Raw genomic sequence first — 13204 nt, 5'->3', positions numbered from 1 at the left:
ATGAAAAAAATTGTAAAAATACTTTGGCTGATGGGTGTTGGCGCGCTGATGATGTTTGCGTCAAACAGTTCGGCATTGGATGTTCTTAGAATGTCGACCACAACCAGCACAGAAAACTCGGGGCTTTTAGCGGTGCTAAACCCTGTCTTTGAAACCCAGCACAATGTTAAGCTTGAAGTGATTGCTGTAGGCACTGGTAAAGCATTGGCAATGGGGGCGCAAGGTGATGTTGATGTTGTGTTTGCTCATGCACCAGCGGCAGAATTGAACTACGTCAAGTCGGGTGATTTCATTGATCGCTCGGCGGTCATGCATAATGACTTTGTTATAGTAGGCCCGACCAGTGACCCTGCAAATATAGCAGCCTCTAAAACAATTGAAGAGGCCTTGCGTAGTATTGCTGAAATAGAAGCTAGCTTTATTTCCAGAGGTGATGACTCGGGCACACATAAGAAAGAAAAACTGTTGTGGAAGAAAGCCGGTGTTGCGCCCAGTGGGGACTGGTATGTCGATGTCGGCCAAGGCATGGGCGCGGTGCTTAATATAGCGAATGAAAAACTAGCTTACGCTTTAACAGACCGGGGTACGCAAATTGCTTTTGCCGATAAGATCTCCCTCAAGGTGTTGTTTGAAGGCGATGTTAATTTATTCAACCCATACCATGTGATGGCGGTTAATCCAAAAAAACACCCGGGCTCAAGGTATGACTTAGCGATTAAATATATTCAGTTTGTTACGAGTAAAAGAGGCCAAGAGATTATTGCAGATTTTCGTAAAGGTGGGCAGCAGCTATTTTATCCAGATGCTGAGTAAGTAACGACGACCATTAAAATCTCGATAAACGCCCTTTATAAAAATAGAGGGCGTTTTTTTATACCTGATTACTTAGCGCGAGACCAATAAGAGGCAAGTAGGGATCCAGTTAAATTATGCCATAAGGAAAACAGCGCGCCGGGCAGTGCCGCAAGCGGAGAAAAGTATTTAACAGCCAGCGCCGCTGCAAGACCGGAGTTTTGCATACCAACTTCAATGGCTAGGGTTTTGCAGGTTTGTCGATCCATACCAAGCGCTCGGGGTAGCCAGTAGCCGGTGAAGAGGCCCAGTGCGTTATGCAGAGCAACAGCGCCCACTAATAACAGCCCAATAGAGCCTAAACGAGGTTGGTTGAGTGCAACGATAATGGCGATAATAAGCACGATAGCAAAAACAGATATCAATGGGAAAACCTGCTTGGTTGAGCTTAAAAAACGACCAAAAAGTTGGTTGACTATGATGCCAGCTGTGACCGGTAAAATAATAATCTTTACAATATCCATAAGCATTTTCATGGCCGGTACATCAACCTGTTTACCAAGGTAGAGCAGGCTTAAGGCAGGCATTGCAATCACCGCCAGTAGGGTTGAAAAAGTGGTGATCGTGATCGATAGGGCAACATTTCCTTTTGCTAAGTAACAAATAACATTGGAGGCGGTGCCGCCTGGGCTTGCGCCGACCAGTATCATGCCGCTGGCAAGCGCTAAGGGTAATTGCAACCAAGTGGATATACCCCAAGCAAAAAAAGGCATGCAGAGAAACTGCAATAATAAGCCGAAGATAATAGGCTTAGGCGATTTAAGAATACGTAAAAAATCATGTGCTCTTAAGCTAATACCCATGCCAAACATTACCAAACCTAATAAGAAAAAGAGACTAGGTTTAAGGGGTATAAATAAGCTAGGGATTGCGTAGGCGACAATTGATAAAAGTATTGCCCAAACGGGGAAAAGCTTAGTGGCTTTGTTAATCAAGGTAATTCCTTCTAAGCCGATAGGCTATCGTTAGTCTTGTTTAGGAAATCTTTTAGGTAGTACCCTGTATGAGACTCATTACATTGAGTGACCGCTTCAGGTGTGCCTTGTGCAATCACTTGTCCGCCACCATCTCCCCCTTCAGGGCCGATATCAATAATCCAATCGGCTGTTTTTATAACATCTAGATTGTGTTCGATAACCACAAGGGTATTGCCGTGATCACGAAGCGTATGCAAAACGCTAAGTAACTGCTGTATATCAGCAAAGTGCAAACCGGTAGTCGGTTCGTCAAGAATGTAGAGAGTTTTTCCGGTATCACGTTTTGATAGTTCACGTGATAGTTTGACGCGTTGAGCCTCACCACCCGATAAAGTGACAGCGTTTTGCCCCAAGGTAATATAGCCAAGCCCGACATCCATCAACGTGCGGAGTTTTTTTGATACAACTGGAATCGCATCAAAAAAGGCGCAGGCATCTTCCACCGTCATTGAGAGCACCTCATGGATTGTTTTACCCTTGTAGCGTATTTCAAGCGTTTCTCGACCGTATCGCTGACCTTTACAGCTCTCACAATTGACGTAAACATCCGCAAGAAAGTGCATTTCTACTTTAATAACGCCATCGCCTTTGCAGGTCTCGCAGCGCCCACCTTTTACGTTAAAGCTAAATCGTCCAGGCGTATAGCCGCGTGACCGCGCCTCTGGGGTTGCTGCAAACAGTTCACGAATGGGGGTGAAGAGCCCAGTATAGGTAGCGGGGTTTGAACGTGGTGTTCGCCCTATAGGGCTTTGATCGATATCAACGACCTTATCAATATGTTCTAGGCCATCAACACCGTCATTAGCGGCGATAGGTAAGGATGATTTATTCAGTACTTTTGCAACCGTTGGGTACAAGGTTTCGTTAATAAGCGTTGACTTACCCGAACCAGATACGCCAGTAACACAGGTAAATAAACCGATGGGAATATCAACACTGATGTTTTTTAGGTTATTAGCGCGTGCATTATTAATGCGCAGTGTTTTACTGGCATCCACGGGGTGACGTTGTTGGGGCACAGCGATATATTGCGCGCCTGATAAATATTGTCCGGTGATGGAAAGAGGGTCGTTGATGATTTCCTCAGGCGTGCCTTGAGCGATAACGTTACCACCATGAATGCCTGCTTTAGGACCAATATCAACCACATGATCAGCTGCCAAAACGGCGTCTTCATCATGTTCAACTACAATCACGGTATTGCCTATATCACGCAAGTGAAACAGGGTGTTAATGAGACGTTGATTATCACGCTGGTGCAAACCAATGGATGGTTCGTCTAATACATACATAACGCCAACAAGCCCAGCACCAATTTGACTGGCTAGGCGTATTCGTTGGGCTTCACCACCCGATAAGGTGTCTGCGCTTCGGTCTAATGATAAGTAATCTAAACCGACATTAATTAAGAAATCGAGACGCGCCTTAATTTCTTTGACGATTTTTTTAGCAATTTCGCCACGGTGTCCAGCCAATTCTAAAGAGGAAAATAAGGCGCTAGATTGGCGAATAGACAGGTTTGTGATTGATGGTAAAGTGTGGGTGTCTACAAAAACATGGCGAGCGGCTTTATTTAAACGTTGGCCCTGACAGTCTGGGCAAGCCTTGCTTGATAAGTATTTGGCCAGTTCATCGCGTACGGTGTTTGAATCGGTTTCACGATAGCGTCGCTCCATACTATGAATGACCCCTTCGAAAGGGTGTGTGCGTTTAATGGATTCGCCTCGGCTGTTCAACGTTGTAAAGTTGATAGGCTCATCGCCACTGCCAAATAAAATGGCATGTTGGGTTTCTTCTGGGTATGAATTAAAGGGCTCTTCTGGATCAAATTGGTAATGCTTGGCTAGCGACATAACCATTTGATAGTAATACATATTGCGCTTGTCCCAGCCACGGATGGCGCCACCGGCAAGGCTAATATGAGGGCTATGTAACACTTGTTGAGCATCAATATATTGCGTAATACCTAAACCATCACAGCTTGAACAAGCCCCCTTTGGACTGTTAAAGGAAAAAGAGCGAGGCTCTAATTCACTAATGCTGTAGCCACAAGTTGGGCAGGCAAAACGCGATGAAAATAAAATTTCTTCATCGTCATCCATGCTGCTGATGACGGCGATACCTTCGGTGAGCTTTAACGCCGTTTCAAAAGATTCTGCCAATCTAACGGACAAATCATCGCGAATTTTAAAGCGGTCAATGATGACCTCAATGGTGTGCTTTTTCTTAAGCTCTAAAGGTGGGGCATCGTCTAATTCAACAATTTCACCATCAATTCTTGCGCGAATAAAACCTTGGTTACGTAGATCATTTAAGGTATTAAAGTGCTCACCCTTACGTTCCTGTACCACCGGTGCTAATAGCATCCAGCGTTTTTCTGGGTCTAAGGCGAGTACAGCATCGACCATTTGCGTGGTGGTTTGCGCTTCTAGTGATGTACCGTGATCGGGACATTGTGGAATACCTGTTCTAGCGAACAATAAGCGCAGGTAATCGTAAATTTCTGTAATGGTGCCGACTGTTGAACGTGGGTTGTGGGAGGTAGATTTTTGTTCAATAGAAATAGCTGGCGATAAGCCTTCAATATGGTCGACATCAGGTTTTTCCATTACCGATAAAAATTGTCGAGCATAAGCGGATAGCGATTCGACGTAACGACGTTGTCCCTCTGCATAAATCGTGTCAAAGGCTAAAGAAGACTTGCCAGAACCAGATAAACCTGTAATAACAATCAGCTTGTCTCGGGGCAGGTCGAGATCAATATCTTTTAAGTTGTGGGTTCTTGCGCCACGAATTTGAATGGTGTCCATTTACGTATCTAATTAAATTACCAAACCTGTTAATATACCCGTCTTTTTAAAGGCTAGGCAAAGTAATTATGGCTGATTCTTCAAGCCAACCATCAGTAATGAGTGAACAAGAGAAAAGAGCAAGCTTAGGATTGGCGGGCATTTTTTCAATGCGCATGCTCGGCTTGTTTATGATTTTACCTGTAATGTCCCTGTATACCGAGCACCTTAATGGAATAACACCGGTGCTATTGGGCTTGTCGATTAGTATTTATGGTTTAACGCAGGCGTTATTGCAAATTCCATTTGGCTTGATGTCTGACCGCTTTGGGCGTAAAAAAATTATTACGATTGGCTTATTACTGTTTGTAGCTGGTAGCGTTGTCGCTGCCTTATCAACAACGATATACGGCATTATTCTTGGCCGGGCTTTGCAGGGAAGTGGCGCTGTTGCTGCGGCAATTATGGCGTTGGCGGCCGATTTAACGTTGGAGCAAAATCGGACAAAAATAATGGCAACGATAGGCATCAGCATTGGTATCTCATTTGGTATTGCGATGGTACTGGGGCCATTGTTAGCATCGGTTGTTGGCTTGCAGGGTATTTTCTGGTTTACAGCGATTTTGGCCACGGTGGGTATATTTATCCTGCATAACGTTGTGCCAGACGCGAAAAAATTATCGGTGCATAAAGATGCAGAGCCTATTCCTGCTTTGATGGGTAAGGTGTTAAAAGATACGCAGCTATTACGTCTTGATTTTGGTATTTTTTGCTTACATTTAGTGATGACCGCTATGTTTGTTGTGCTTCCACTGGTTTTACGAGGGAAGCTGGGCATCGCTGCGGATCACCACTGGATGGTTTACTTGCCTGTGTTGGGGTTATCGGTAGTGGCAATGCTACCCTTTATTATCCTCGCAGAAAAAAAGCGTAAGATGAAAGTCGTTTTCGTTAGCGCTGTAGCGGCCTTGTCATTGGCTAGCCTCGGGTTGTATTTGTTCAGTGGTCATCTTTGGGGCATGCTGGGTTCTTTATTTGTATTTTTCACAGCATTTAATTTGTTAGAGGCGAGTTTGCCGTCATTGATTTCTAAAATAGCGTTTGCTGGCGGAAAAGGAACCGCGATGGGCGTTTATTCCAGCTCGCAATTTTTTGGCGCTTTTTGTGGTGGTTTAATGGGCGGGCTAGTATGGAATAATTATGGTTTAGCCTCCGTGTTTTTAGCCTGTGGCGGTATTTTATTTATTTGGTTTATAGTGGCGCTAAGCATGAAGGCCCCACGTCATATGAGTAGTTTGTTGAAACACGTGGAGATCGAAACGAGCGAGCAGGCACGGCAAATAACTGATAAGCTATTAGCGGTAAAAGGGGTGCTAGATGTTGGTATTTCAGTTGATGATTCAACGGCTTATTTAAAGGTCGATAATGAATTATTAGATGAGCTGGCACTAGAAGCAATCATCCCAACTAATCAAGCAACAGGCTGAGATTAAACTTTAAACCCGCCCCATTGAGGGCAAGAATAACGGAGCACAACATGGCAAGCAGAGGCGTAAATAAAGTAATTTTGGTGGGTAACTTGGGTAAAGACCCTGAGATTCGTTATATGCCGAGTGGTGGTGCGGTAGCCAATGTTACCGTGGCAACATCAGAATCATGGAAAGATAAAAATACAGGTGAACAAAAAGAACAAACAGAGTGGCATAGAGTAGTGTTTTTTAATCGTTTAGCTGAGGTGGTTGGTGAGTACCTTAAGAAGGGCTCAAAAATTTATGTAGAAGGTGCTTTGCAAACACGTAAATGGCAAGATCAAAGCGGACAAGACCGTTACACTACAGAAATTAAAGCCAGCACAATGCAAATGTTGGACAGCCGAGGCGGTGGTTCGGCTGAATTTTCGCCAGCAGGTGCAGCGCCGGCCTCGAAACCGAGTAATTTTGCATCAGCACCGGCACAACCTACAGCACCGATGGATGATTTTGATGATGACATTCCATTTTAGAGACCATCGAAGACTGCTTTGTACATAATAAATAAAAAAGCCCATAGTTAATGGGCTTTTTTATTGGGTGTTGTAAACAGCGGATTCGTTACTACAACATATACAATGGTTTTATGTTGTAGGTTTGAGCCTTGTCTGTTGTTACCGCGCTTTAGGTGAAAAATACCTAAAGCTAAGGGGAGCTGGAAAACTTAGCCCTTGTCGTTATCCGCTTGGGGTAAACAATCCATAATGGCTTGATGTTGCCCAGCAAGTGCCTTATCAATTAATCCAGGGAATAACCCATTCAAGCGGCCAAATAAGCGTTCTTGCCAACCCACAAAATGCCTAGCCTTACTGCTTTGTAGAAAGTCGGCAAACTCTGTTGCTACTTTTTCAGGTGTATCTATATTTGCCTTGATAGCCACATTAAGCGCTTGGGTGTTCTCGTCGTTGAACGGTGTATCAGTTCCGCGTGGTGCGAAATAGCGCACATCAACCGTGCCACCGTGAAGTTCTCGTCGGAGGGCTTCGGTAAAACCTTTTAGGCCGTATTTGCTGGCGCTGTATACAGTAAAGCCTGCAAAGGCCAAACTAGCAAAAGCAGAGCCGATATTAACAATTTGCGCAGACGGTTTAGCTTTTAATAACGGCAATAGCTGCTGTGTTAATAAAATAGTGCTGGTTAAGTTAATATGAATAACAGAAGAAATTTTTTCTTCGCTCATGGTTTCAAAGCCTGTAAATGCACTGATACCAGCATTATTAATCAGTATGTCAATACCACCTGCTCGTTGCTCACAATGTTCTTTAATGGCCTGTCGGCCTTCAGAAGATGAAATGTCAGCCGCCAAGACATCGTGTTGGCCTGATAGATTTTGTTTGACGGTTTCAAGCTTATCTTGATTTCGGCCTACTAAAATAAGTTGTGCGCCTAATTCGGATAATTCTTTGGCGATTGCTGCACCAATACCACTGCCAGCACCGGTTAATAAAATGACTTTATTGTTGTACACTTAGTTCTCCTTTTGTTCGGTTTTTAACGCAACGAAAAGATAATAAAAATTATTACGCCGTTAAGTAAGTATACCTTGATTTTTAAGGTGTGGTTGAACTGAGCAAGTCAAAATAGATAGACTTTGGAAGTAAGATGTCTGAGTGTTTTAAGTTGCTTTGTGCTATTTTGGAAATTAGCAATTATCGTGTGATAGAGGCGTTTTGCCGCTGATGCCAAAAACTCAGTAAGCGTAGACAGGGGGAAGTGTTAATTAAAAAGTGGAGTATTTGCTTGTTGTCTTTTATTTTCATAACAATAAAAAAGCCCCTATTAAGGGGCTTTTTTAATTAGCTAGGCCGTTATTAAGCCAGCTAATTTAGCTTTTCCAAGAAGGTTTGCTTATTCTTCAGCTGCGGCATCCGTCTTAGTTGCTTCATTTGCTTGAGACATTGCATCATTTGCCATTTCTTTAGCAGCGTCTACAGCATCAGTTGTTGTTTCTTTAACAGCATCAAGCATATCAGCGCCTGCTTCCTTCGTTGCATCCATTGCGTTTTCGGCACCTTCAGTTACATCAGTAGCTACTTCTTTTGCACTTTCCATTGCGCTAGATGTGGTCTCTTTAGTTGCATCAATGGCTGAGCCAGCGGCCTCTGATGTAGCATCTGCCGCATCTTTTGCCATATCACCTGCAGACTCAACGGCACTACTAGCGGCATCTTTTGCGCTGGAGGCGGCTTTTTCGGCTTCTTCACAACCGGTTAAGAATAAAAGGCTTGAAATCAGTGCGGCGATCAGTAAAGTTGAGTGTTTCATTGTTGTTCCTTCAGTTTGTTGAGGTAGTTAATGTCGTTCGACTAGATTATATAGTAACCAGTCAGTCATAATAAAGCTAGCAAGTGAGACAAACAGAGCGAAAAGCTTGTGTTTAAGAGCAGCAATAATTTAAAGGCGTTGAGTAAAGTATATGAATAAGAAACAGCCAGAGTGGCTAAGTCCAGAAGAGTATCAAATGATTGTCGGCCCCTCATTGAAGGTGGCGGCAGAGTTGGCAGCTAGTAGAGGCGATCCAACGCTTTTTAAAGATTTACCTTGTATGCTGGGTTTAATGCATTTGGTCAACCAGTTAAAAAATTACTATATAGATGAATGGGCTGTGTTGAGCGGGGTGTCGAGTGAAACGTCCTTGCAAAAGGCCCCAGAAGCTGCTTGTATGATGGTGTTAACAGAAGGCAATGTTGCAAAGGCTGAATTGAATATGATGATCAGCTCGCTTAATAGGGCGTACCAACAAGTGCTAGATGCGCAAATAATGGAGCAGGCAGATATGGATATAAAGCGGGCTTGGGAAGCGATAAAAACCAGTCAGCATGAGCAGTTTTTGGCCTTATTGGAACAAGCAGCAAAGAAATTTGTTATCGCACTAGATAGCTGGGAAAAAGTGAGGCGTGGTTAAACCGTTCTTAATGCTACTGCTGCCACTGGTGCTGTTTGGTTGTGCCTCTACACCACCTAAGAACCAAGCAAACCTGTGTGCTATTTTCTATGAAAAAGATGATTGGTACCCGGCAACCTTAGCGGCACAAAAAAAATGGGGCACACCAATAGCTGTGCAAATGGCGATTATTCATCAAGAGTCTCGCTTTCAATCGAATGTTAAGCCTCCAAGAGATTGGTTTTTGGGTGTTGTTCCTTTACCTCGTTCATCCAGTGCGTATGGTTATGGTCAGGCGCAGGATTCAACTTGGGAGTGGTATATGAAGTCGACAGATAGTTACGGTGCAGACCGTGACGACTTTGCCGATGTCGCCGATTTTATTGGCTGGTACACCAATGTGTCGCAACGAAAGTTGGGGATATCAAAATGGGATGCCGAAAAACAATACCTTGCTTACCATGAAGGTCACGGCGGATACAGTCGTGGCACATATTTAGCAAAGGGGTGGTTGCGACGTGTTGCGAAAAAAGTGGGTGCTCAGGCGAAACGTTATTCAGCACAGTTAAAAGGCTGTGAGTCGACATTAGATTCTGGTTGGTCAATATGGCCGTTTTAAACATATCGAAAAGCCAAAGGGTGCGTCGCCTACTCATAGTCGTATGTCTTATGGCGGCGATACTATCTAATACATCATTGGCAAGAGACCAAGAGGCATTTCCATTGCCGCATGTGCTAAAGCCAGATGTTAATTTTTGGTTAAAAGTTTACACAGAAGTGACGACTGACGAAGGCTTTATACATGATAATCAGCGGTTGAATATCATTTATGAACGCTTATCTTTTACACCGGGCACAAGCTATAAAGAACGTCAACAATCCATTAAACAAAAGAAAAAGTACTACCAAGACATTTTACTCTACCTTGCGGCTAACCCAAGTAAACGACTAGATCAGGCGCGATATAGGCATATTAAAGCCTTGTGGCCAACAGGTACTACCGGCGAAGAGTTTAAAGAAGCGGCAAACCGGTTACGCTTTCAACTCGGGCAAGCAGATCGGTTTAAGCAGGGGTTGGTGAGGGCAGGGCGTTGGCAGCCGTTTATTAAGGAAGAATTTCAAAAGCTTGATTTGCCGGATGAGTTGGCCGCTTTGCCGCATGTTGAGTCATCATTTCGTTCTGATGCTAGATCGCATGCTGGAGCTGCTGGTTTGTGGCAATTTACGCGTTCTACGGGGCGTCGGTTTATGCGTATTGATCACGTCGTTGATGAACGATTAGACCCCTTTCTGGCAACAAGGGCAGCGGGCTTGTTGTTAAAAGATAACCATAAAATTACGGGAACCTGGCCGCTAGCATTAACCGCTTATAACCACGGCGCTGCGGGTATGAGGCGCGCAGTGTCAGCGACGGGGGGAACTGATATTGCCAAAATAGTGCGTGAATATAAGGGCCGTACGTTTGGGTTTGCCTCACGAAATTTTTATAATGCGTTTGTCGCTGCACACGATATTGACCAGCAACCGTCAAAATATTTTGGGCAAGTGCAACGAGACCCCCCGATGGTGATTCAAGAGGTTAAGTTGCCATCCTATTACTCGGCGCAAGGCTTAATGACGGCATTTGGGATTAACAATAATATTTTTAAATCGTTGAACCCAGCGTTACAACCGACCGTTTGGTCAAACAATAAATATATTCCAAAGGGCTACAAGCTTCGGGTGCCGGTAGAGACGGGTGCTGCGTCGATTAAAGGGTTAATGGCCAGAATTCCTCCTGACGAGCAATCAATGAAACAAAAACCTGATGTTTCGTATCGGGTGAAACGAGGTGATTCGCTCTCTAAAATTGCTGAACGCTTTAAGGTAAAAACCAGTCAGTTAGTGGCGATAAACGGGCTAAAGAGTCAACATAAGATTCGTGTTGGTCAGCTACTAAAGTTACCTAATATAGTGAAAAACCAATTAAAGGGCGCACACCCAGTAGCGCAGGATGCTATTTTTTATACCGTCAGAAAGGGTGATCGTTTATCAGCTATTGCAAGTAGGGTAGGCGTGTCTGAGGCGAATATTGCGTCTTTAAATAAATTAAAAAATAAGCATTATTTATATGTAGGACAAAAACTGCGGATACGAGCAACCCCAGATGTATTGTCAGTCGCTGCGAGTGCAAAGGCCCTTAACCCTAAAAACAATGTAGAAGAAAACAGTTTAAAAGCGGACCCGAGTAATTATCGAGTGGCCGATGATGGGTCTGTCGAAGTTCAAAGTAATGAGACGCTTGGGCATTTTTCCGAATGGTTGTCGTTAAAAACGGCGGTCTTGAGAAAGCTTAATAAGATGAGTGCTCAATCTCGGCTAAGGATGGGCGATCGACTCAAGCTTGATTTCTCGCATGTAGACAGGCGTCAATTAGAAAGCAAGCGCTTGGCTTTTCATAAAAAAATACAGGATGATTTTTTTAAGCGGTTTAGCGTTGTTGAAACAGAAACATTACGGCTCAAAAATGGCAGTTCTATTTGGTTATTAGCGCAACAACAAAATGTGCCGTTATGGTTGTTAAGGCAATACAATACGAAGGTCGACCTTAATCGTGTTAGCACTGGGACACGATTAACCATTCCTAAGGTTAAGAAAAAGCCAAAATAGTAGACCTTATGTTGAAGGTGAAATAACGAGTTCACCTGAAGTGACACTAAAGTTGTTATCGCCTTCCAGCGTAGCAAGGAGATCTTGGCCAACCATCTCATTGCGCCAATCACTCAATAACTTAAGATCGCGTTGACCATGGATCAACTGTAATAATTCTTTACGATTGGTAAGAGATGTGGCGTTGACGTTCGCGGCGGCGGCTTTCAATCTTACTTGAGCCATTAATAGATCGGCTAAGGCTTCTTGTTTTTCGGTGACTTTCTTAGGTTTTTGTTGAGCCGCAGTAGAGGCTGGTTTTTTGTCAATGGCATTGGCAATAATGTCGATAATTGCGCGCCCAAATTTATCGGTGAATTTGTCTGAAATGCCGCGAATAGACGATAGAGTGTGGAGATTGGTTGGCTTGAGTTTGGCCACCTCTATTAAAATATCATCTTTAATTATCCAGCCACGAGGGATGTCTTTTTGTTGTGCAAGGCCTTCACGCCATTCGGCTAATTTTTGTAACGCAGATAAGGCGCCACCTTTTAAACGTTTGGCTGCTCGGATCCTTTTCCATGCAAGTTCTGGTGGGTTGGAATACAGTGAAGGTTTGCATAAATCGGCAAAGGCTGGAGCCAACCAATTAAGTCGGTCTTTTTCCTTTAGTTGGTTTTCTAATAACGGGTATAGCTTGGCTAGATAAATCACATCGTCAGCTGCATAGGTGATTTGTTCTTCGCTTAACGGTCTACGTAGCCAGTCTGTACGTGAATGAGCTTTGCTTAATTGCACACCCAAAATATCATCCACTAATCGTGCATAGCCGGCTTGTTCTGGGTGGCCTAAAATGGGCGCGGCAATTTGAGTATCAAAAACAGGCGCTAATGGCTTGCCGCGTAAATCGTAGAAAATTTCTTGATCTTGACGTGCGGCATGGAAGACTTTGAGTATATTTTGGTTGTATAAAATATCCAATAAGGGCTTGATGTCACAGGCTATTGGGTCGATGATAGCGACTATATCGGCAGTGGCAATTTGAATTAACGCCAGTATTGAACGGTAGGTTTTTTCCCGTTGAAACTCAGTATCTATCGCCAACCAAGGTTCGTTTTTTATCGTGTTACAAAACTCAGAAAGCTGTTCATTGGTGTCGATATAGTGAGGTTTCGTCATAACAGTAAAGCGTGTAAAAAGAAGAGGCAGTGTAAACGATGATTAAAGTTTTTACAGCGCAAAATTTTATCGAGGTTGCTTTTTGGAGAAACTACCTCGAACAACACGGGATTGCCTGCCAAATCAAAAATGAGTTTTTAGGGGCCGCTGCCGGAGAGTTACCACCGACAGAGTGTTGGCCAGAGCTTTGGATAAATGATGAACGTGACGAACAATTAGCGCAAAAGTATTTGGCCAGTGATCCACTGGGTGAGCAAGATTTACCTGCATGGAGATGTTCGTTTTGTGGAGAAGAAAGTGACGGACAGTTTTCACATTGTTGGAATTGTGAGAAAGAAAAACCTATCGAGACAAATTAAGGCGGTT

12 protein-coding genes are annotated in these 13204 nt (G+C 43.8%); 7 read left to right on the top strand and 5 right to left on the bottom strand.

Going from position 1 to position 13204, the window contains the following annotated elements; genetic code table 11:
* Entirely contained in the window at positions 1–813 is an 813-nt protein-coding gene (locus CYCME_RS11910; RefSeq protein WP_015005039.1) for a substrate-binding domain-containing protein, read from the top strand.
* A gap of 68 nt (positions 814–881) precedes the next feature.
* On the opposite strand, the gene CYCME_RS11905 is transcribed toward CYCME_RS11910, so the two are convergent.
* A complete protein-coding gene (locus CYCME_RS11905; RefSeq protein ID WP_020933170.1) occupies positions 882–1787 on the bottom strand; it encodes a bile acid:sodium symporter family protein in 906 nt (301 codons plus the stop codon).
* An 11-nt stretch (positions 1788–1798) separates the two neighbouring features.
* On the bottom strand, positions 1799–4639 hold the full coding sequence (gene uvrA, locus CYCME_RS11900) for an excinuclease ABC subunit UvrA (RefSeq protein WP_020933169.1): 2841 nt from the start codon (positions 4637–4639) through the stop codon (positions 1799–1801).
* A gap of 68 nt (positions 4640–4707) precedes the next feature.
* On the opposite strand from uvrA, the gene CYCME_RS11895 reads away from it, so the two are divergent.
* Together CYCME_RS11895 and ssb are read left to right on the top strand one after the other, a co-directional pair.
* Entirely contained in the window at positions 4708–6105 is a 1398-nt protein-coding gene (locus CYCME_RS11895) for an MFS transporter (RefSeq protein WP_015005042.1), read from the top strand.
* Between the two features lie 50 nt (positions 6106–6155).
* Positions 6156–6620 (top strand): single-stranded DNA-binding protein, encoded by a 465-nt coding sequence (gene ssb / locus CYCME_RS11890; RefSeq protein ID WP_015005043.1) that lies wholly within the window; start codon positions 6156–6158, stop codon positions 6618–6620.
* A gap of 191 nt (positions 6621–6811) precedes the next feature.
* On the opposite strand, the gene CYCME_RS11885 is transcribed toward ssb, so the two are convergent.
* Positions 6812–7615, bottom strand: coding sequence for an SDR family oxidoreductase (locus tag CYCME_RS11885; RefSeq protein ID WP_015005044.1), 804 nt, complete (start codon positions 7613–7615; stop codon positions 6812–6814).
* A gap of 380 nt (positions 7616–7995) precedes the next feature.
* A complete protein-coding gene (locus CYCME_RS11880) occupies positions 7996–8412 on the bottom strand; it encodes a hypothetical protein (protein WP_015005045.1) in 417 nt (138 codons plus the stop codon).
* Positions 8413–8563: 151 nt separating this feature from the next.
* On the opposite strand from CYCME_RS11880, the gene CYCME_RS11875 reads away from it, so the two are divergent.
* From CYCME_RS11875 to CYCME_RS11865, 3 genes are read left to right on the top strand one after another with little or no spacing between them, the layout of a single operon-like run.
* Positions 8564–9052 carry a hypothetical protein gene (locus CYCME_RS11875; RefSeq protein ID WP_015005046.1) on the top strand — a complete coding sequence of 163 codons (489 nt, stop codon included), beginning with the start codon at positions 8564–8566 and terminating at the stop codon, positions 9050–9052.
* 10 nt (positions 9053–9062) lie between these two features.
* The gene (locus CYCME_RS11870; protein ID WP_016390437.1) at positions 9063–9650 is read left to right on the top strand and encodes a lytic transglycosylase; all 588 of its coding nucleotides are present in this window, start codon (positions 9063–9065) and stop codon (positions 9648–9650) included.
* A 50-nt stretch (positions 9651–9700) separates the two neighbouring features.
* The gene (locus CYCME_RS11865; RefSeq protein WP_020933168.1) at positions 9701–11680 is read left to right on the top strand and encodes a LysM peptidoglycan-binding domain-containing protein; all 1980 of its coding nucleotides are present in this window, start codon (positions 9701–9703) and stop codon (positions 11678–11680) included.
* Positions 11681–11686: 6 nt separating this feature from the next.
* On the opposite strand, the gene rnd is transcribed toward CYCME_RS11865, so the two are convergent.
* Complete coding sequence (gene rnd / locus CYCME_RS11860) at positions 11687–12838, bottom strand: ribonuclease D (RefSeq protein ID WP_020933167.1); 1152 nt, start codon at positions 12836–12838, stop codon at positions 11687–11689.
* Between the two features lie 38 nt (positions 12839–12876).
* Here rnd and CYCME_RS11855 point away from each other — a divergent pair, with 38 nt between their 5' ends.
* Positions 12877–13197 (top strand): DUF2007 domain-containing protein, encoded by a 321-nt coding sequence (locus CYCME_RS11855; protein WP_015005050.1) that lies wholly within the window; start codon positions 12877–12879, stop codon positions 13195–13197.
* Positions 13198–13204: the final 7 nt, after the last annotated feature.

This window comes from Cycloclasticus zancles 78-ME (assembly GCF_000442595.1).
In the GTDB taxonomy this organism is placed as follows: Bacteria; Pseudomonadota; Gammaproteobacteria; order Methylococcales; family Cycloclasticaceae; genus Cycloclasticus; species Cycloclasticus pugetii.
The sequence above is the reverse complement of the archived record's forward strand: the minus strand, read 5'-3'. Positions and strand labels throughout refer to the sequence as shown.

Excerpts from the sequence above, each read along its gene's own strand:
- CYCME_RS11910 (WP_015005039.1), top strand. The coding sequence starts at position 1 with ATGAAAAAAATTGTAAAAATACTTTGGCTGATGGGTGTTGGCGCGCTG.
- uvrA (WP_020933169.1), bottom strand. The coding sequence starts at position 4,639 with ATGGACACCATTCAAATTCGTGGCGCAAGAACCCACAACTTAAAAGAT.
- CYCME_RS11895 (WP_015005042.1), top strand. The coding sequence starts at position 4,708 with ATGGCTGATTCTTCAAGCCAACCATCAGTAATGAGTGAACAAGAGAAA.
- ssb (WP_015005043.1), top strand. The coding sequence starts at position 6,156 with ATGGCAAGCAGAGGCGTAAATAAAGTAATTTTGGTGGGTAACTTGGGT.
- CYCME_RS11880 (WP_015005045.1), bottom strand. The coding sequence starts at position 8,412 with ATGAAACACTCAACTTTACTGATCGCCGCACTGATTTCAAGCCTTTTA.
- CYCME_RS11875 (WP_015005046.1), top strand. The coding sequence starts at position 8,564 with ATGAATAAGAAACAGCCAGAGTGGCTAAGTCCAGAAGAGTATCAAATG.
- CYCME_RS11870 (WP_016390437.1), top strand. The coding sequence starts at position 9,063 with ATGCTACTGCTGCCACTGGTGCTGTTTGGTTGTGCCTCTACACCACCT.
- CYCME_RS11865 (WP_020933168.1), top strand. The coding sequence starts at position 9,701 with ATGGCGGCGATACTATCTAATACATCATTGGCAAGAGACCAAGAGGCA.
- rnd (WP_020933167.1), bottom strand. The coding sequence starts at position 12,838 with ATGACGAAACCTCACTATATCGACACCAATGAACAGCTTTCTGAGTTT.
- CYCME_RS11855 (WP_015005050.1), top strand. The coding sequence starts at position 12,877 with ATGATTAAAGTTTTTACAGCGCAAAATTTTATCGAGGTTGCTTTTTGG.